This is a genomic window from Lutibacter profundi, from assembly GCF_001543325.1.
GTDB classification, from domain to species: domain Bacteria; phylum Bacteroidota; class Bacteroidia; order Flavobacteriales; family Flavobacteriaceae; genus Lutibacter; species Lutibacter profundi.
Genome location: NZ_CP013355.1, coordinates 1,720,939 through 1,741,745 on the forward strand (window position 1 = coordinate 1,720,939; position 20,807 = coordinate 1,741,745).

Below are 20,807 nucleotides of genomic sequence, written 5' to 3' on the forward strand. Positions count from 1 at the left end.
TTCTATTGTTTTATAATTTTAAGGGTTACTGGTTTATCTAATTGTACTTTTACTATATACAACCCTGTTGGTTTGTTTGCGATATTTAACTGTACTTTTCCATTTATTATTGGATATACCTTTCTTGATATTAATTGTGAATGGATACTGTACAAACTTATTGTTACCTCTTTCTGTGAAACTGGTAAGGCTATCTCTAAAACACCACTTGTTGGATTTGGATATGCAACAATACCTTCTAATAATGCTATTGTTTTACTGTAAACCCCCTCACAAGATTTTGACGTTTTTACCTCTAATAAATCTCCGTGTTTTACTTCAACATTAAATACCGGTGAGTTTGTTTCCAATACCTCTTGCCCATTTACATAAATAATAAATGGTGCCGTGCCTTCTGCTATCTCTATGGTGGCTCTATTTGAACTTACGCTTGATTTTCCCGATACGGTAACCCCTGCTATAACTTCCACAACAAAACACTGCTCATAGGTTTCTCCTGTAACGGTAATACAAAAATTATACATTCCCGGAGCTAAACTATCAACGGTTAAACTATCGGTAAAAGTATAAGCTGTACCATTAATTGTTACGGCATAATTTTGAACTGTTTGAGCTGTGATAACCAACTGTCCATTGTTTTTATCTGGACAGGTTTCACTAATTACTTGAACATTAAAATTGTCCTCGGGTAAGGTGAAACATCCTGTAGCATCTACTGTTACTCCTAGAGTGGTGTTTGGGCATAAATCATTGCTATTTTGAACTCCATCTCCATCATCGTCTAATTGTCCGTTTGAACAACCATCTGAGTTAACAATCTCTCCTGTTGGTGTATTCGGACACAAATCTAAATTATCCAATACACCATCGCCGTCTGTATCCGTAAGTATATGAACCCCGCAAATTTCAATACTCCAACTTTCTATTTGACCAACATCTGCAGGTCCTGAATCAACAACTTTTAAAATCCACACTCCATAAGATTCTTCATTGTTAAAGCTCGATAAACTTCCTTGAGGTGAAAACACTCCTGTAAAAGGAGCTACTCCTGAAGTAATTGACGTTGTTGCTGCATCATCAAAAACAGTGTTTGTATAATTATCTCCTTCATCATTTCTACTAGAGACTAAAACTATAGAAGTTCCTTTTGGACTTGTTAAAGTTAATGTTAAATCTCCAATCCACGGATGCGTAATATTAACCGTTACATTAACATCTGTAATTATTTTATTAGCTACTAAGTTAATTCTTGAACTTATTCCTATTGTATTGTTATCGGGTATTCCCAACGGTGTATCAGTTGAATTATAGGAGTCACAAACTTCATTTGCAGTTGTAAAATTATAAACACTTGAAAAAACACTTTCGCTGCAATCGTTTATTGATTTAACCCTCCAAAAATAATTTGTGTTTAATTGAAGCAGTAAAGGACTATAAAAATTATCACTAACTGTAGCCGACTCAATAATTGTTGTAAATGAATTATCTGTTGAAATTTCTAAGCTATAATTTAAGGCGTTAACATCATTTTGCCAATTTAAAATATATGGTTTTAAAATACTTACAGCATTATTTTCTGGAGATACTAATATAGGCGCATTAATTGTTGACGAATAAACATCTAACGTTACAGCCGTTGTTTTAGTAGTTGAAGAAGTAGCTGAAACACCTGTTACAGAAATAGTATGGCTCCCTATATTTGTATTCGTTACACCACTTATTGTCATTTCAACCGTAGTATTATCTGCTGTTGCAGAAGTTGGATTAAAAGTAACTGTTGTTCCTGCAGGTGTATTTGAAGCTGAAAACGTAGTTTCTTCATTAAATCCTAAAAAAGTGTTGTATGTAAACGTATAAACCGCATTGTTTGGGCTACATACTGCTACGTTATTTGAAGTGAAATTCATGATAAATTCTGAGGCTTGAACAGTAATATCTGCAGCATTCATCGTATAAAATATATTACCAACACTTTCAATTTTTATTCTTGCTGTATTGGTTGTAATATTGGGAGTGATAATTTCGTGAGAGCCATCATTTGCAACATTTGAAGCTAGTGTTATAGGATATGTAAATCCCCCATCTGTAGATAATAGAATATTTACTAACGTACAATTTATAGGAGAAACATTTGTGTTGGCAACATCCCAAGTAATAGTTTGTGCTGTTCCTGCATCCCAAATTTCTACAGTCGCTTGTGAAGTTAGTTTAAAAGGCCCTGAAAGTCCATCAACAGTTACCGTTGTTTCTTCACTTGATGTTTGACCTCCTACAACATTATTATCTCTAACCGTTACTCCAAATCTCATAGTTCTTGCAACCGAAGGTAAAACCTCCCAAGTAGACGATAAATTTCCTGCCACAACCGTATTTTGATTTGGGAAAAATCGCATTGAAGAAGTACTTGGCATAACAGATCGAAAAGCGGGTCCTCCAATAGCTGTAGATTCTAGTGGATGTAGCGTAATTTCCGTATCTAATTGCTCCCAAGTGTAGGTTAATGCATCATTTTCAGCGTCTGTTGCAGTTGCATTTAATACAAAAGGAGTAGAAATTGGTATTGTATAGTTCGCTAACACGTTTAAAACAGGTGTATTATTGGCCGTAGAAGTTTGTGCTCCGCAAGTACTATTCCCAGCTGTAATATTATCCCACATTTCTCTAATACTAACTAGGTGAAAATAGGCATCACTAAGATTTTGCACATTATTTGGCGCACAAATACCTGCATAAGCCATAATGGTTGATCCACTCCCTGGTTCTACAGCTGTTGCATCATTTCTGTTGCCACCGCCACAATTTCCTGAATCAGTATTAAAGGTGTGATGAGCCCCAAATTGATGTCCCATTTCATGAGCTACAAAATCAATGTCATACGGATCTCCAATAGGGTTGCTAGACCCTGTTATTCCTCTAGCTTTACTATCTGTACAAGGAGATCTTAATTGTGCTAAACCACCTCCACCTGTGCTAAAAGTATGCCCTATATCATAATTTGATGTGCCAATAGCAGCATCTATTACTGTTTGGCTTTCGTCTATTAATTTACTGGCATCGTCATTTGTAAAACTATCAGTAGTAGCATCTAAAAATATAATATCTGTATTATTTGCTACAAGTACCATTGTTAGTGCAACATCTCTTTCAAAAATAGCGTTCACTCTTGTCATTGTAGCAACTATTGCAGATAATACTGCCCCTTTTTTTTCTGCATCGGTTGCAGTTGCACTTATACCTTGATTTGTTAAATGAAATTGAGAATATTCACCAGTTGTAGCAATAGCTAACCTAAAAGTTCTTAAAATGCCATCATTCGCATTTTCAGCTTTAGCTGTTATATTTGATTGTTCAATTTTTGTAGTGTTTTTCACCTCTTCAACTCTACACTGAAATTGCTCAACCTGTGGTAAGCTTTTCTTTTTATAAAAAATATATGATTCTTTATTTGAAGAATAAGGATCAATATACGTTGATTGCCCTGTTTTTTGAAAAACCATCGCATGCAACCCTAAAGAAGTAACGCTAAATCTAACAACAGAGTTAGAATTGTTAATGCCTTTTCCTATGTAAGATTTAATATTAGGGTATTTCCTTTGAAGAGCTTCTTCTAAAATAGGAGTTTCAAAAATTTGGTATTTTACGAATTCACCATTTTCATTAGGAAACCTTAAAACAACATTAGATTTTGTTATTTTATTTTTTCTTTTAGGTGCATTTGTTAACTCCCTTTGAAGTAGGTTTAAATTTAAATTATATATTTCAAAATCTGTAGGAATTGATTTTCTTTTAATTTTTTGGAATGTGTTTTTTTCTAATTTAGTATTCTTAATCCATAAATCACCTTTGTTTTGAGATGATACTGAGAAAATTATTAAAAATAAAAAAAGTGTAAAAACGAAGTATTTATTACAAAGTTGTTTCATAAATTTCTGTAGTTGGGGCATATATATTCACAAATATAAAAATATTTTAGTTAAAGCAAATATAATAGAAATTTATAACAATGTTTTTTAATTAAATAAAGTATTTTTGAGAACTCATTAATAACTTAATACGATTTTAACTTTTGGAAATCATTAACGATTTATCTACTTACAAATCAACAGCAAAAACTTTTGTTACCATTGGCACTTTTGATGGTGTACATATTGGCCATCAAAAAGTACTAAAAAATTTAGTAGAAAGTGCTAAAATTAATAATGCAACACCCTTACTATTAACTTTTTTCCCTCATCCAAGAATGGTTTTAGAGAAGGATAAAGAAATTAAATTAATTAATACTATTGATGAACGAATTGAGTTATTAAAAAAAACAGATCTAGAATTTTTAATCATCCAAAAATTTACAAAAGAATATGCAAATAAAACGGCACTAAATTTTGTGAAAAATATTTTAGTAGACACCTTAAATATCTCAAAATTAATAATTGGATATGATCATCAATTCGGAAAAAATAGAGAGGGTGATTTTAGCCATTTAAAAGAATATGGACAACAATTTAATTTTACTGTAGAAGAAATATCACAACTTAATGTTGATTCTATAACAGTAAGCTCAACTAAAATAAGGAAAGCTATTGAAAAAGGTGAAATAGAGAAGGCAAATAACTATTTAGGTTACAATTTTATGTTAACTGGCAAAGTGGTTAAAGGAAGAAATTTAGGCGAAAAAATAAAATTTCCTACGGCTAATTTAAGTATTTGTGAAACCTATAAATTAATACCTAAAACAGGTGCATACATTGTTAAATCTGAAATTGAAAACAATACCGTTTTTGGAATGATGAATATAGGATATAGACCTACTGTTAGTGGCAAACACCAAACTATTGAAATTCATTTTTTTGATTTTAATAAAAATTTGTACGGCGCTAAAATTCAAATAGAGGTTCTGAAGTTTTTAAGAAATGAACAAAATTTTAAATCGATTGAAAATTTAAAAACTCAATTACAAAAAGACAAACAAAAATCTTTAAAATATATTAACGGCTTACTTTTTGATTATTAATTGTTGTAAATTAAATTTATGAAAAGTATTTTACCTATAATTATTATATTATTTATCTCTTGTAAACCAACTCAAAAAACATACCAAGTGAATGAACCTATTATTGTATCTGCTGAGAATTGCCCCAATAATGGAGTGTGTTTTTTAGAGTTAATTCCAAACAAATCATTGATATTTATGGAAGATGAGTTTGGTAATTTATATCCCGTAATTTCAGAAGGCGAAAAAACAATATTAAAGTACACCTACAAAAAAAATCCGGTTTCTAAAACACAAGACAGTAATTACACAGAAATTGTATATGCTGAGTTAGATAAAACAATCTCCGAACTTTCTTTAAATAACAAAAATCTGCAAACTATAAAACTACATTTTGGACGTTTGTGCTATTGCAAAGGAGAAACGGGTTATTACCCTATTAAAAACGGAATATTTAAAATTGTCAAAATCGACAGAAAAACAATGAAAATTAATTTTGAGTTTACCATAAATAAAGTTCCTCAAATTATTTCAAAAATAAATGAAACTATTTATTTAAAATCAAATGGCACTAATTAGTTCCTTTTAACTTCAATTTATTAAATTTGCTTTTCAATTAAAGGAAAAGGAACAATGTTACAAGTAGCGTTTATTAGGGAAAACAAAGAGATTGTTTTAGAAGGTTTAGCAAAAAGAAATTTAAAAAATGCCGAAGAGTTAGTTGATAGCACTATTTTGGCTGATGAAGAAAGAAGGACTATTCAAACAGAATTAGATGCTATTTTGGCTGAATCAAACAAATTATCGAAAGATATTGGACTATTATTCAAGTCTGGCGAACGTCAAAAAGCAGAAATTTTAAAGCAAAAAACTATTCTGTTAAAAGAAAAATCAAAAGAGTTAACAGAAAATTTACAAAATAAAGCAACTGAACTACAAGAATTATTATACTTAATTCCTAATATTCCAAATAAAATTGTTCCTGGAGGAACGTCGGAAGAAGATAATGAAACAACTTTTCAAGAAGGAGAAATTCCTAAATTACACAAAGGAGCTTTACCACATTGGGAACTTGCAAAAAAATATGACATTATAGATTTTGAGCTTGGAAATAAAATTACTGGTGCAGGTTTTCCTGTTTACAAAGGAAAAGGGGCAAAATTACAACGAGCTTTAATTAATTATTTTTTAGATAAAAATACAAATGCTGGATACGATGAAGTTCAAGTACCCTATTTAGTTAATGAAGCATCGGGTTTTGGAACAGGGCAATTACCTGATAAAGAAGGACAAATGTATCATGATGCACAAGATAATTTATATTTAATTCCTACTGCTGAAGTTCCTGTTACTAATATTTTTAGAGATGTTATTTTGAAAGAAGATGAATTTCCAATTTGTAAAACTGCTTATACACCTTGTTTTAGACGTGAAGCAGGATCATATGGAGCCCATGTTCGAGGGTTAAATAGACTGCATCAATTTGATAAAGTTGAAATTGTAAGAATTGAGCATCCTAGTAATTCTTATGCAGCTTTAGACAGCATGGTAAATCACGTAAAAGGTATTTTGAAAGAATTAAAATTACCTTATAGAATTTTACGCTTATGTGGTGGAGATATTGGATTTACTTCTGCATTAACTTATGATTTTGAAGTATTTTCAACAGCACAAGATCGTTGGTTAGAAGTGAGTTCTGTTTCAAACTTTGAAACATTTCAAGCAAACCGATTAAAACTTCGTTTTAAAAACAGTAAAGGTAAAAGTGAATTGGCACATACACTCAATGGAAGCTCGCTAGCCTTGCCTCGTATTTTAGCTGGCTTATTAGAAAACTATCAAACACCTGAAGGAATTAAAATCCCAGATGTTTTGGTGCCGTATTGTGGTTTTAATATAATTAGTTAGCACTAACCATTAACATTAGTTTTTTATAATAATTCATTTCAATCAAAGCTTCAAAATAAGCGTTTAATTGCCCTTTATTCATAAACTTTAGTGCTTTTATTTTTGCTATTTCGTATTGTCTAATTAGTTCTTTCATTGTGTAAAATTTAGTTGTTTGTTTTTATGTAGACAACTTCCGTGCCAAAATGTTACAAAACTTGTTTAAGAATAAGTTCATTTTATCAAAACTTTAACACTTGTTTGGTTATCTTTGGCTTAGTTAAAAAGAGTAAATGCATAAATTATTATTGATATTATTCTGTTGTTTTTCTTTGCAGTTTTATGCTCAAGAACAGCAACTTGCATTGCAATATTTTAGAAATGGTAATTATGAAAAAGCAGCATCTTTTTATAAAGTTTTACACAAAAAACACCCATACAACACTAGCTATACTAACTATTTAATTGATTGCTATCAACAATTAGAAAAATTTGAAGAAGTAAAAATCATTGTAAACAATCAATTAAAAAAATTCCCAAACCAAGAATATTTATACATTAAATTAGGGTATAATTACCAATTACAACATCTACAAGAAAAGGCAACTTTAAACTATCAAAAAGCACTAAAAGCAATTGAAAAAAAACCATCTACAGGTTACTTAATTGGAAAAACTTTTCAAAAGAGTAATTTGCTAAACTACGCTTTACTTTCCTACAAAAAGGCTATGAAATTAAACCCTTCATTAAATTATTATTTTCAAATAGCTGCTATTTATGGTGAAAAAGCAGAGATAGAAAATATGTTTAATACGTATTTGGATTTAATTGCTAACAACAATAATTACCTACCAATTGCAAAGAATTATATAGGTAAATTTATTACCAATGACGCTCATAACAAATACAATGTTTTACTAAAAAAAATAGTGCTTAAACGTTTACAAAACAACCCGAAAATTAGCTGGAACAAATTATTGAGTTGGCTTTTTATACAACAAAAAAATTATAATAAAGCGCTAATACAAGAAAAAGCACTCTATAAAAGAAATTTAGGCAGCCTACAAAACATTATTGAAATTGGTAAAATTTCATTTCAAAATAACAGCTATGAAACTTCCATAAAATGCTTTAATTATGTTATAGAACACACAAATGATTTAGAGATTGAATTAATTTCAAAATTATATTTATTAGAAATTGACATTAAAACAAATACAACAATTGAAATTATTGAAACTAAATTTCAACAACTATTTAACCAATATGGCAAAAACAGTGAAACCGCAAACATACAAGTTAAATATGCTGAATTTTTAGCCTTTAAAAAAACCGAGCCAGAAAAAGCCATTTCAATCTTAAATGAGGTATTAAAATTACCCATAAATAAATTTCAAAAAGGCAAAATAAAAACAACATTAGCTGATATTTTAGTATACACTAATAAATTTAATAGCGCTTTAATCTATTATACTCAGGTTCAAAATAATTTAAAAAATCATCCTATCGGACAAGCAGCACGATTTAAAATTGCACAAACTTCCTATTTTAAAGGTGATTTTGATTGGGCTCAATCGCAATTAAAAATATTAAAAAATTCTACATCACAACTCATTGCAAATGATGCGCTAGATTTAAATCTCTTGATAACTGATAATACTGTAAAAGACAGTTTGAAAATTGCACTAAAAAAATATGCAATTGCAGATTTACTTTCATATCAACAAAAAAATCAACAAGCAATAGATACCTTACAAGTAATTCTAGAAAATTACAAAGGACATCCAATTGAAGATGAAGCACTGTTTAAACAAGCTAAACTTTATGAAAAATTAAATGAGTTTGAAAAAGCAGCAAACAATTATTTACAAATTATAAGTTTAAATAAAGATGATATTTTAGTTGATGATACTGTTTATTTTTTGGCAGAATTGTACTTGAATAAATTAAACAATCTTGAAAAAGCTAAAGAATATTATCAAAAAATTATCTTTGAATTTCCCTCTAGTATTTATTTAGTTGATGCTCGCAAAAAATACAGAAAATTAAGGGGAGACCTCATAAATTAATAATATTAATTATTCAATAAAACTATGTATATCTATAACGTTACAACAAATATTGATGAATCTATTAAAAATGAATGGTTAAAATGGATGAAAGAAAAGCATATTCCTAATATGCTTGCAACAGGAAAATTTAGCAATGCTAAAATGAGTCAAGTTATGATTCAAGAGGAAATGGGAGGTATTACCTATTCCGTACAGTATACAACTGATAATTTTGAAACGTTACAAAAATATTATAAAGAAAATGCATCTCAATTACGCAAGGAAGCATTCTCTCTTTTTGGTAATAAAATAGTTATTTTTAGAACTGAGTTAAAAGTAATAAGTGAACAATTTAGCATGAGTATAAAAAATTAATTTATGAGTGTAAAAGCAAAAAAACACCTTGGTCAACATTTTTTAAAAGATGAACTTATTGCACAACAAATAGCAGATAGTTTAACCGGAAAAGGATATGAAAAAGTATTAGAAATAGGCCCAGGAATGGGTGTTTTAACCAAATATTTACTTCAAAAAAAATTCACAACTCACGTTATAGAAATTGATACAGAATCTGTTGAATATTTAAAAGCTCATTATTTAAATTTAACCAATAGAATTATTTTAAACAATTTTTTAAAAATAAATTTGTTTGAATATTTTGGAAATAATCAAGTTGCTATTATTGGTAATTTCCCTTATAATATTTCTACCCAAATAGTTTTTAAAACCTTAGAAAACAAACACCAAATCCCCGAATTTTCAGGGATGTTTCAAAAAGAAGTAGCCAAAAGAATTGCAGAAAAAGAAGGAAGTAAAGTATACGGAATTTTATCGGTGCTTACACAAGCATTTTATAATGTTGAATACTTGTTTACCGTTCCTCCAACTGTTTTTAATCCGCCACCAAAAGTAGATTCGGGAGTTATTAGACTTACTAGAAAAGAAAATTATATACTTCCTGTAAATGAAAAATTATTTTACCGCGTTGTAAAAACTGCTTTTCAACAACGTAGAAAAACACTTCGTAATAGTTTAAAAATCATGAATTTATCAAATAATTTAAGGGAAGATAGTATCTTTGCAAAACGCCCAGAACAATTATCAGTTCAAGAATTCATAAATCTTACTTCTAAAATAGAAAAAGATGCAGTTTGAAATTACAAAAGAATACATTCAACAAATTCAACAATTAATTGCTGAAAATAAAAACACCGCACTTTTAAATTTATTAGAAGATTTGCACTACGCTGATGTTGCTGAAATTATTGAAGAATTAGATACAAAAGAAGCCATTTATTTAATAAAGTTATTAGATAGTGATGTTACTTCTGAAGTAATTGCAGAACTTGATGAAGATGATCGTGAAAAAATATTAAAAAGGCTTTCTTCAAAAGAAATTGCTGAAGAAATTGAAGAATTAGACACTGATGATGCAACTGATATTATTGCAGAACTTTCTGAAGAACAAAAGAAAGAGGTAATTTCTCACATTGAAGATGAAGAACACGCAAAGGATATTATTGAACTTTTACGTTATGATGAAGATACCGCCGGTGGTTTAATGGCCAAAGAGCTAGTGAAAGTAAACGAAAACTGGAATGTACTTACATGTGTTAAAGAAATGCGTAAACAGGCCGAAGAAGTTACCAGAGTTCACTCTATTTATGTAGTTGATGATAACGATATTTTAAAAGGTAGACTTTCTTTAAAAGATTTACTAACAACCTCAACCAAAACAGCCATTAAAGATGTACTTATTAAAAAGGTTGATGCCGTAAATGTAAATGACAAAGCTGAAGACGTAGCAAGAATTATGCAAAAATATGATTTAGAAGCCATTCCTGTTGTAGATGAATTAGGGCGTTTGGTTGGAAGAATTACTATTGATGATATTGTTGATGTAATAAAAGAAGAGGCCGAAAAAGATTACCAACTAGCAGCAGGTATTACGCAAGATGTTGAAGCCGATGATAGTATTTGGAAATTAACAAAGGCTCGTTTACCTTGGCTACTTATAGGTATGTTTGGAGGGTTAGGTGCCGCAAGTATTATAAATGGTTTTCAAGGGGCTTTTTTAAAATTTCCAGTATTGTTAATTTTTATTCCTTTAATTCAAGCTACAGCTGGTAATGTTGGGGTACAATCATCTGCAATAGTTGTACAGGCATTGGCAAATAATACCATGAAAGGAGAAATGGCAAATCGTATTTTTAAAGAGTTTTTATTGGGTTTAATTAATGGTCTTGTTATTGCCAGTGTAGTAATTTTAATCAGCCATTTTGCATTTCACACTTCATTTTTAATTTCAATAACCGTTTGTGTTGCTTTAATTACTGTAATTATAATGGCCGCTCTCATAGGTACATTTATTCCCGTATTTTTAGAAAAACAAGGGATAGATCCTGCTGTTGCTACAGGTCCTTTTATAACTACCAGTAATGATGTTTTTGGTATTTTAATTTATTTTATGATTGCAAAAATGATTTTAGGCTTTTAAAATTTTATTTTCTTAAATAAGTCCCAAAGTACAATACCTGTACTAACAGCTATATTTAATGAGTGTTTTGTTCCAAACTGTGGAATTTCAATACAATAATTTGAGGCTGAAACTACTTCCTGTTGAACCCCTTTAACTTCATTTCCAAAAACAACCGCATATTTTTGATTCTCTTCAATATTAAAATCTGGTAACGTTGTGCTATGGTTAGCTTGTTCAATAGATGCAATAATTACTCCTTTATTTTGTAGTTTTTTTATCAGCGTTAAAGTATCTGTTACATATTCCCAATCTACTGTTTCTGTTGACCCTAAAGCTGTTTTATGAATTTCTTTATGAGGTGGTTTTGCCGTAATTCCGCACAAATATATTTTCTCAATTAAAAAAGCATCACTTGTTCTAAAAACCGAACCTATATTATTCAAGCTTCTTATATTGTCAAGAATAACAATAATAGGTGTCTTCTCCTTTTTTTTAAATTCTTCAACGTTCAATCTTCCTAACTCACTATTTTTTAATTTTCTCATAAATTCGTTTATCTTTAAAACGGAATAATTAACTTCGCAAAACTAATCTAAATTCTCAAAAATTGGCAGCGAAAACCAAGAAAGTCACTCCTTTAATGAAACAATACAATGCTATTAAGATGAAATATCCTGATGCAATGTTATTGTTTAGAGTGGGTGATTTTTATGAAACCTTTGGTGAAGATGCCAAAAAAGCGGCTAAAGTTTTAGGTATTATTTTAACCAAACGAGGTGCTGGAAGTGAAACCGAAACAGCATTGGCTGGTTTTCCTCATCATTCATTAAACACCTATTTACCTAAATTGGTAAAAGCAGGAATGCGTGTTGCCATTTGTGATCAGTTAGAAGACCCAAAAATGACAAAAACTATTGTAAAACGTGGTGTTACAGAATTGATAACTCCAGGTGTTTCTTTAAACGATGAAGTTTTACAAGCAAAAACCAATAATTTTTTAGCTGCCATTCATTTTGGAAAAAAACATTTTGGTATCTCATTTTTAGACGTTTCTACAGGTGAGTTTTTAACTGCACAGGGAAATAGTGAATACATTGATAAACTACTCCAAAATTTCAATCCAAGTGAAGTATTGGTTCAAAAACAATTTAAATCCCAGTTTTTAGAACTATTTGGTCATCAATTTTATACTTTTTATTTAGAAGATTGGATTTTTCAATCTGAATATGCTTTGGAAACACTAACCAATCATTTCAACGTAAAAACACTAAAAGGGTTTGGTATTAATACTTTAAACGAAGCTATTATTGCCTCTGGTGTTGCACTTCACTATTTATCTGAAACACAACACAACAATTTAAATCATATTGCTGTAATTAAGCGTGTTTTGGAAGATAATTATGTTTGGATGGATCGTTTTACCATCCGTAATTTAGAATTATATAACGCTACTTCTGATAATGCCGTAACGCTTTTAGATGTTATTGACAAAACCATTTCTCCAATGGGTGGAAGATTGTTAAAAAGATGGCTTGCCTTACCTCTTAAAGACATAAATAGTATTAAAAAAAGGCATGATATTGTAAAATATTTTATTGATAATGCTACTTTTTTTGATCTTTCAACCTCACAAATAAAACAAATAAGTGATATTGAACGATTCGTGTCTAAAGTAGCAACTGGCAAAATAAATCCTAGAGAAGTAGTATTGCTTAAAAATTCATTAAATGCCATAATTCCTATAAAAAAAGCTGCCTTAATAAGTAATAATGAATCGTTAAAAGTTATTGGAGAACAATTACAAAGTTGCACCTCACTACGTGAAAAAATAAGTAAAACTTTAAATGAAGATGCCCCTGTTAATATTAACAAAGGGAATACTATTGCAAGTGGTGTTTCAGTTGAGTTGGATGAGCTAAGAGCTATTTCAACCTCTGGAAAAACATATCTAGAAGGTATGGTTTCTAGAGAAATTGAACGCACAGGTATTTCGTCTTTAAAAATAGCCTTTAACAATGTTTTTGGGTATTATATTGAAGTTAGAAATACCCATAAAGATAAAGTTCCAGAAGAATGGGTTCGAAAACAAACATTAGTAAGCGCTGAACGCTATATTACTGAAGAATTAAAAGAATATGAAACTAAAATTTTAGGTGCAGAAGAAAAAATTGCAACACTTGAAAATAATCTTTTTACACAACTGGTTAGTTCATTGCTAAATTATATTGAACCTATTCAACTCAATGCGCAATTAATTGCACAAATTGATTGTTTAATCTCTTTTGCTAAAATTGCCAAACAATATAATTATATACGGCCACAGTTAGATGAAAGTACCAATTTAGAAATTAAAAATGGTAGGCATCCTGTAATTGAAAAACAATTACCAATTGGTGAAGAATATATTGCAAACGATGTTGTTTTAAATAGAAATTTACAACAAATAATTATGATTACCGGTCCAAATATGAGTGGTAAATCTGCTATTTTACGCCAAACAGCATTAATTGTTTTATTGGCGCAAATGGGAAGTTATGTACCTGCCCAAAATGCTAGAATTGGTATTGTTGACAAAATTTTTACTAGAGTTGGAGCTAGTGATAATATTTCTATGGGTGAATCTACGTTTATGGTAGAAATGAATGAAACTGCCAACATTTTAAATAATATTTCCGAAAGAAGTTTAGTGCTTTTGGATGAAATTGGAAGGGGTACAAGTACGTATGACGGTATTTCAATTGCTTGGGCTATTGCTGAATATTTACACGAGCATCCTTCAAAAGCAAAAACATTATTTGCTACACATTATCACGAGTTAAATGATATGACGAGTACATTTAAGCGTATTAAAAATTTTAATGTTTCAGTTAAAGAACTAAAAGATAAAGTAATTTTTCTTCGAAAATTAGTTCCTGGCGGAAGTGAGCACAGTTTTGGAATTTACGTTGCTAAATTAGCCGGAATGCCAACAGCTGTTATTCATAGAGCAAGTAAAATGCTAAAACAGTTAGAAAAAAATCATACAAATGAAAATGTAAAAGAAACCTTAAAAAATGCTTCAGAAAACGATATGCAATTGAGCTTTTTTAAGTTAGATGACCCTTTGTTAGAAGATATTAAGGAAGAAATTCTCTCTACCAATATTGATACACTTACACCAATTGAAGCGTTAATGAAATTGAATGAGATTAAAAGAATGTTGAGTAAAAACAAAATATAGCACTAGCCATTTTCTATAGTTAAACTTAATTCTGTACTATTTTAAAATATTTTTTTAACTATCTTTGTACTTAAATTAGTTTATAATGTACTTATTTATTAGTGGTCCTGAAATTTTTGTTGTATTACTTATTGTTGTAATGCTTTTTGGAGCAGATAAACTTCCTGAAATAGCTCGTGGGCTTGGGAAAGGCATGCGTCAAATAAAGGATGCTACTAATGATATTAAAAGAGAAATTAATACCAGTGCAAAAAAAAATAATATTGACATTGATCTTGCCTCCAACGTTAAAAAAGAAATAAATAAAGTAAAAGATAATTTTGATGATTTTACCAGACCTGTTTCAAAAATAAAAGATTCCGTTGAAGATTTCACAGGCCCTATTAAACGAAAAAAGTTATAGAGTACTTCATTTTTATTTTACTCTACTTATTGATAAGCCATCACGTATAGGTAATAAAATAGTTTCAATTCTATTGTCAGAATTTAATAATTTATTATACGCTATTAAAGATTTTGTGTCTAAATCTTTAGGTTTAATTTCTTCAACAACTTTCCCGTTCCACAATACGTTATCAGATAAAATTACTCCTCCTGTATTCATTTTTTCAATCACTAAATTAAAATAATTACTATAATTAGATTTATCTGCATCAATAAAAACCAAATCAAATTTTTGATTAAGAGTTGGCAATATATCCAATGCATTCCCTATTAAATGTTTAAGTTGATTTTTATACGGTGATTTATCAAAATATTTTTTTGCAAAATCTGCCAATTCTTCATTTTTATCAATTGTAAAAAGTGTTCCATTTGCTTTCATTCCTTCAGCCAAACAAAGTGCAGAATAGCCTGTATATGTACCTATTTCTAAAATGGTTGTAGGTTGTATTAATTTTGAAATCATTGCCAATACTCTTCCTTGAAAAGCGCCACTTAGCATTCTAGGGTTTAATACTTTTTGCCAAGTTTCTTTATTTAATTGTTGCAGAAGTTGAGGTTCTCTTTGAGAATGATTTACTACATATTCATTTATATTACTAGGTAAAAAACTCATTGTATTTTTTTGTAAAAGTAAAAAAGGAGCTCAATTTAAAGTTCCTTTATATTGCACAATTTATAATCTTATTAATGATTCATTTTTATCTCCAACTCTTCTTTAATATGTTCTTTTTCTACATCACTTAAAGAATCCTTTTTTATCAGTTTAGAATCTTTATGAATTTTAACACACTTCGTTACAATATGGTTTTGTTTAGAATATAAACCACATTTTTTACATAAAAAAAGGTGTATATTAAGTTTTAGTTTCTCCCAAAGAGTTGCTTCATTGTATTGATTTTTATCGCATAAAGCCGTTGCTTCGTCACAGGTTAATTTCATACTATAATTTTAATTTTTAAACCAATTTTCTTCCATACATTTTCTAAGTTGAGTTCTCGCTCTGTGGATGATTACCCAAAGATTTGACGAGGTTATCTCAAGTTCCTTACATATTTCTTCTGTTTCAAATTGTTGAATTGTTTTCATTCTAAAAACCATTGCATACTTTTCTGGCAAGTCTTCAATACATTCTTCTAAGGCTACCCCTAACTCATCATTTTCAATACTTTTTTCAACTTCGTTATTCCAATCTGTTGGAACACATTCTTCTATCCATTCACCCTCTCTATCTCCATCAGTATAAAAGCTCATTTTCACTTCTGCCTTGCCTTTAGCCGAATTAATTTTACGGTAATAGTCAATTATTTTTCGCTTAAGAATAGAAATTAACCAAGTTCGTTCACTTGCTTTACCCTGAAAATTATCTTTTGCTTTTAAAGCCGCAAAAAAAGTATCTTGTACTAAATCTTTTGCTATATCATGATTGCTAACTCTACTAATTGTATAATTAAAAAGATAATCTGCGTGGAGTATTACCCATTTAGTAGGATTGAGCTTGTGTTTGTTAGTTAACGGCATTCGTTTTAATTGCTTTACAGCTAAAATAGTTAATTATTTATAATAATTTTAGTTCAGTTATTTTTTGTTTAACTAGTTTAGTCGTTTATTTTTTTAACATGTACATTGAGCTCCATCTTTTTTTTACAAAAAATGTTAATTTGCATGTTTATCAATTAAACTGAAAAGGTGTTTTTTATTTATTGGTTTCGTTAAGTAAGCATCAAATCCTTTTTTTAAAGCACTTTCTTTATCAGATTCCATTGCAAACGCAGAAAGTGCTATAACAGGTAATGACGGGTTTTCTTTTTTTATCTCAATCATTGCTTCATTACCATCCATTATTGGCATTTTAATATCTAAAAAAACCAAATCTATTTCAGGATGATTTTCTAGCAACTCAACTGCTTTTTTACCATTACTTGCTTCAATAATTGTATAGTTAGTTTTTGAAAATAATTCGTTAATATACATCATGTTATATTCTTCATCCTCAGCTACTAATATTGTTAATTTTTTATTTTTCACTTGCTTGTTTGGTTTTTGTTCTTCAACTATAGAAGAAACTAATGGTTCTTTCTCTTTAATATAAGGTATTGTAAAATAAATGGTTGTACCTTTTGTATTAGAATCTATCCATATATCTCCTTTAAACAATTCAATAAATCTCTTTGATATTGCCAAACCCAGCCCTGTTCCTTGAAGTTTTTTATTTAAATCTTGATTTGCCTGAATAAATCTATCGAATATTTTATCTTGAATATCTTCTTCAATACCAACACCAGTATCTTTTACATAAAATTGCAATTTGTTTTCAATAAATTCATATCCAAAATCTATGCTCCCTTTGTCTGTAAATTTAAATGCATTTGACAACAAATTTGTTAATACTTGATTTAATTTAATTCTGTCAATACTAATTACGCTTTTAAAATTTTCCAATCCTTTCACACAATTTAATTCTAAATTGTTTTCCTCGGCTTTTGGTTTGTAAAAAGCATATAAATTATCAAGCATTCTATTCACATTTGTACTTTCATAATTTAGCTTTACAACTCCAGCTTCAATTTTTGAAATGTCTAAAATGTCATTTACAATAGTTAATAACTGTTTGCTACTGTTTATTACAACATTTGCATATTTTTCTCTATCCTCATTCGATAAATTTGGTTCTAAAAATAATTCTGAAAATCCAATAATCCCATTCATTGGTGTCCTAATCTCATGACTCATATTGGCTAAGAAAGAAGATTTTAATTTATCTGATTCTTGTGCTTTTGCCAAAGCTTGAGTTAATTCGTCTTCTATTTTTTTACGCTGAATAGTGGTACTTATTTGGTCTGCTACAAATTCTAATAAATTTACATCACTCTTATTAAAAGCATTTTTATTATCATAACTTTGAACAACAATGGCTCCAATTGCTTTACCATCAATTAATAATGGAACACCCATCCAACATTCAGAATGTGCCCCAATAATATCTACAACTCCTTGTCTAATTAAACTCCTATGTTCATTATTCGTTAACAATAGTGGTTTTTTTGTTTTTATTACATGACCTGTTAGAGATCCTTCTGCAGAAAATTCTTCAACTTCTTCTTTTTCATCTACAAAAATGGGAGTTGTAATCATATTTGTTTTCTCGTTGTATATAGCAACGTAAAAATTGCTAGTATCAATAATTGTTTGTAGTTCGTCTTTTAGAAAAAGACCAAACTTATTAAAATCATTAATTGTTAACGCCGCTCTAGAGATATTGTACAATACATTTTCTAATTGTTCATTTTTAACTCTTTCGGTAATATCTCTTATAACTGTATGTATTGTAGGTATATTATCTGGAGTATTTATTCTAGTAAGAGAAACTTCAGCAGGAAAAACACGTCCGTTTTTTTGTTGATGATTCCATCTAAACCTATGATGCCCTTTTTCTAAGGCAATTTTCATCATTCCTTCAGCTTTTAAATAAGATGGTGTCCCATCAGGTTGTTTTTCTGGAGATAGTATTGATGGGTGCTTTTGAAGTAATGATTGCTTATTATCGTAATCAAATATTCTTAGTGTAGATTCATTACAATTAACAAACTTGCCATTTTTTATAATAATAACTGCGTCAATTGATTTTTCAAAAATATCTCTATATTTCCGTTCAGATTTTTCAAGTGCTTTTTTAGAATTAATTCTTTCTGTTACATCTTCAATTAATGAAGCAAAACCTGTTATATTCCCTCTGGCATCTTTTAATTGTACATTGTACCACCTACAAATTATTGTTTTCCCATCTTTAGTAATATTTTCACTCGACGTTACTTTCTCAAAATTGAGAGAAGCAAATTTATCTCGGAATTTTTTCATTTCCGAAATTAAATGAGGTGGATTTATTAGGTCTTTAATCGATTTTACTTTTGATTCTTCAACCGTATATCCAAATATTCTCTGAGATGAGTTATTCCATTCAAGTACATTAAAATCTAAATCCCAAATTATAATACCTAGTGGTGTATTTTTAAATATTTCTTCTAAACGCTGATTACTTTTAAATAGTAAATCTCTCGAAATTTTCTGTTCAGTAATATCTTCAGCTATTCCTTGAATATGGGTTGTTTTACCATTAGAGTCTTTTATAACATCAATTCTAACCTCAATCCATCTTACATTTCCATTTTTAGAAAAAACTTTAATGGCCTTTGTTTTAAAACCCTTAAAATCTTGATTTCTTTTAAGTGGGGCTAATAAAGATTGCACATAATCTAAATTATCTGGATGAATTATTTTAAGCGTTCTAAAGGTGTTACTTAATACTTCTTCACTGGTATACCCAAATAATTTTTCTGTGTTTTTGGAAATGTATTCAATGGGAAAATATCTTTCATTTTTACATAAAAATACAACTGAAGAGCTTTTATTAATTATATCATATGCTTTTTCTATTTTTTCTTCATCAATCTTTCTACTGGTTATTTCATGAAAAAACATTATAATCCCTTCACTTGAAGGAATTATTCTATTTTCAAACCATCTATTCCAAGGTTTAAAATAATTTTCAAAACTAATAGGTTTTTTGGTTTTTAACACCTTTTGATAATTGTCAAAAAAAACATCTCCTTCTTTTTCTGGAAATTCAGTCCAAATATGTTTTCCTATAACCTCCTCAGGGTTTTTAACACCTAATAATTTTGCTGCTTCATTGTTTAGGTACAAATAATTAGAATTGTAATCTAAAATTATAAAACCATCTTTAATGCTTGTAAGTGTTTTTGAAAGTAAATTCTTAGTAACATTTAACTTTTGTTCAATATGTACATTTTCTGTAATATCTTGACATATACCTATTATTTTAACAATCCTTCCATCTTTAATTTGTACACTTCGCTTTTCACTAATATATTTTATTTTGCCTTGTTTTGTAATAATTCTATACCTTAAATTCTGATTTTGGTTTTTTAATAAAAAGTTTGCACTTACGTTTTTTACCAATTCCCTATCATCAATATGTACATGTGATAAATAAAATTCTAAACTTATATTCTTTTGTGGTTTACTTTCTATTAGTTCAAAAGCTTCATCTGACCAATATATTTTTTTAGCAGAAAAATCATATTCCCAACTTCCAATTTTAGCAACTTCTTGAGACTCTCTATACCTTTTTTCACTCTCTGCTAATGCTCTTCTAGTGTTAATTCTTTCGGTAATATCTTCAATAGAGACAATTATATTTTCAAGTGTTTCTTCACTACCCTCAATTACTTTAAATTTTATTGTGATATCAAGTATTTCACCATTTAAAGTTTTATTAACTGTTTCAGCCTCTGTTTCTTTTTTCCCAGTTAAAATATCAATAATCAAGTTTTTAAAAGCCTCCGTTGATTTTTCGGTAAAGGTTCTATTTAAATTTTTTAATAATTCTTGTTTAGTTTTTGCTTTAAACAACGTTAGCGTAGTTGCATTTACATCTTTTATTATAATTAAAGATGCTAGTTTTGATATTACACTTGGATTTTCATTAATATACGATATAACATCTGTATTGTTCTCTTTTACAACCTTTTCAATATGTGTTTTAAGTTTTGAGAAATCTTCAACCATTAATGCAATTGGAGCGTTCTCAAAAAATGTAAAATACTTTTTGTCTGGTGCTTGTTGGTTTTGTGTTTTATTTTGGTAATCTATTGGAGTCATTTTAAGATTAAATCTTTCAGTCATTTTTAAAATTTTGGGGCTTTTGACATGTTAAATATA

The 20,807-nt window shown here is 29.3% G+C and carries 16 protein-coding genes; 9 read left to right on the top strand and 7 right to left on the bottom strand.

What is annotated here, in order from left to right; genetic code table 11:
• Positions 1-2: 2 nt before the first annotated feature.
• The gene (locus Lupro_RS07670; protein ID WP_068208232.1) at positions 3-3,923 is read right to left on the bottom strand and encodes a reprolysin-like metallopeptidase; all 3,921 of its coding nucleotides are present in this window, start codon (positions 3,921-3,923) and stop codon (positions 3-5) included.
• A gap of 143 nt (positions 3,924-4,066) precedes the next feature.
• Here Lupro_RS07670 and Lupro_RS07675 point away from each other — a divergent pair, with 143 nt between their 5' ends.
• From Lupro_RS07675 to serS, 3 genes are read left to right on the top strand one after another with little or no spacing between them, the layout of a single operon-like run.
• Complete coding sequence (locus Lupro_RS07675; protein ID WP_068208237.1) at positions 4,067-5,008, top strand: bifunctional riboflavin kinase/FAD synthetase; 942 nt, start codon at positions 4,067-4,069, stop codon at positions 5,006-5,008.
• 18 nt (positions 5,009-5,026) lie between these two features.
• Positions 5,027-5,566 carry a hypothetical protein gene (locus tag Lupro_RS07680; RefSeq protein ID WP_068208240.1) on the top strand — a complete coding sequence of 180 codons (540 nt, stop codon included), beginning with the start codon at positions 5,027-5,029 and terminating at the stop codon, positions 5,564-5,566.
• A 54-nt stretch (positions 5,567-5,620) separates the two neighbouring features.
• Positions 5,621-6,895, top strand: a complete 1,275-nt coding sequence (gene serS / locus Lupro_RS07685) for a serine--tRNA ligase (protein ID WP_068208243.1) — start codon at positions 5,621-5,623, stop codon at positions 6,893-6,895.
• On the opposite strand, the gene Lupro_RS13595 is transcribed toward serS, so the two are convergent.
• Positions 6,888-7,031 carry a hypothetical protein gene (locus tag Lupro_RS13595; RefSeq protein WP_169792339.1) on the bottom strand — a complete coding sequence of 48 codons (144 nt, stop codon included), beginning with the start codon at positions 7,029-7,031 and terminating at the stop codon, positions 6,888-6,890. The two genes, serS and Lupro_RS13595, sit on opposite strands and share 8 nt — an antisense overlap.
• A 136-nt stretch (positions 7,032-7,167) precedes the next feature.
• Here Lupro_RS13595 and Lupro_RS07690 point away from each other — a divergent pair, with 136 nt between their 5' ends.
• From Lupro_RS07690 to mgtE, 4 genes are read left to right on the top strand one after another with little or no spacing between them, the layout of a single operon-like run.
• Positions 7,168-8,943: a tetratricopeptide repeat protein gene (locus tag Lupro_RS07690; protein ID WP_068208246.1), complete on the top strand. Its 1,776-nt coding sequence runs from the start codon at positions 7,168-7,170 to the stop codon at positions 8,941-8,943.
• 24 nt (positions 8,944-8,967) lie between these two features.
• Complete coding sequence (locus Lupro_RS07695) at positions 8,968-9,300, top strand: DUF4286 family protein (protein WP_068208248.1); 333 nt, start codon at positions 8,968-8,970, stop codon at positions 9,298-9,300.
• A 3-nt stretch (positions 9,301-9,303) separates the two neighbouring features.
• On the top strand, positions 9,304-10,080 hold the full coding sequence (gene rsmA / locus Lupro_RS07700) for a 16S rRNA (adenine(1518)-N(6)/adenine(1519)-N(6))-dimethyltransferase RsmA (RefSeq protein WP_068208252.1): 777 nt from the start codon (positions 9,304-9,306) through the stop codon (positions 10,078-10,080).
• Positions 10,070-11,422 (top strand): magnesium transporter, encoded by a 1,353-nt coding sequence (mgtE, locus tag Lupro_RS07705; protein WP_068208255.1) that lies wholly within the window; start codon positions 10,070-10,072, stop codon positions 11,420-11,422. Before rsmA ends, mgtE begins: the two co-directional genes overlap by 11 nt.
• On the opposite strand, the gene Lupro_RS07710 is transcribed toward mgtE, so the two are convergent.
• On the bottom strand, positions 11,419-11,949 hold the full coding sequence (locus Lupro_RS07710; protein WP_068208257.1) for an RNA methyltransferase: 531 nt from the start codon (positions 11,947-11,949) through the stop codon (positions 11,419-11,421). The genes mgtE and Lupro_RS07710 overlap by 4 nt on opposite strands.
• 62 nt (positions 11,950-12,011) lie before the next feature.
• Here Lupro_RS07710 and mutS point away from each other — a divergent pair, with 62 nt between their 5' ends.
• A complete protein-coding gene (mutS, locus tag Lupro_RS07715) occupies positions 12,012-14,624 on the top strand; it encodes a DNA mismatch repair protein MutS (RefSeq protein ID WP_068208260.1) in 2,613 nt (870 codons plus the stop codon).
• An 85-nt stretch (positions 14,625-14,709) separates the two neighbouring features.
• A complete protein-coding gene (locus tag Lupro_RS07720; protein WP_179945741.1) occupies positions 14,710-15,027 on the top strand; it encodes a Sec-independent protein translocase subunit TatA/TatB in 318 nt (105 codons plus the stop codon).
• A 12-nt stretch (positions 15,028-15,039) separates the two neighbouring features.
• Here Lupro_RS07720 and Lupro_RS07725 read toward each other — a convergent pair whose 3' ends face one another.
• From Lupro_RS07725 to Lupro_RS07740, 4 genes are all read right to left on the bottom strand, one after another.
• Complete coding sequence (locus Lupro_RS07725; RefSeq protein ID WP_068208268.1) at positions 15,040-15,681, bottom strand: O-methyltransferase; 642 nt, start codon at positions 15,679-15,681, stop codon at positions 15,040-15,042.
• Between the two features lie 71 nt (positions 15,682-15,752).
• Complete coding sequence (locus Lupro_RS07730; protein ID WP_068208269.1) at positions 15,753-16,007, bottom strand: hypothetical protein; 255 nt, start codon at positions 16,005-16,007, stop codon at positions 15,753-15,755.
• Between the two features lie 9 nt (positions 16,008-16,016).
• Complete coding sequence (locus Lupro_RS07735; protein WP_068208272.1) at positions 16,017-16,586, bottom strand: sigma-70 family RNA polymerase sigma factor; 570 nt, start codon at positions 16,584-16,586, stop codon at positions 16,017-16,019.
• Between the two features lie 135 nt (positions 16,587-16,721).
• Entirely contained in the window at positions 16,722-20,771 is a 4,050-nt protein-coding gene (locus tag Lupro_RS07740) for a PAS domain S-box protein (RefSeq protein ID WP_082703880.1), read from the bottom strand.
• Positions 20,772-20,807: the final 36 nt, after the last annotated feature.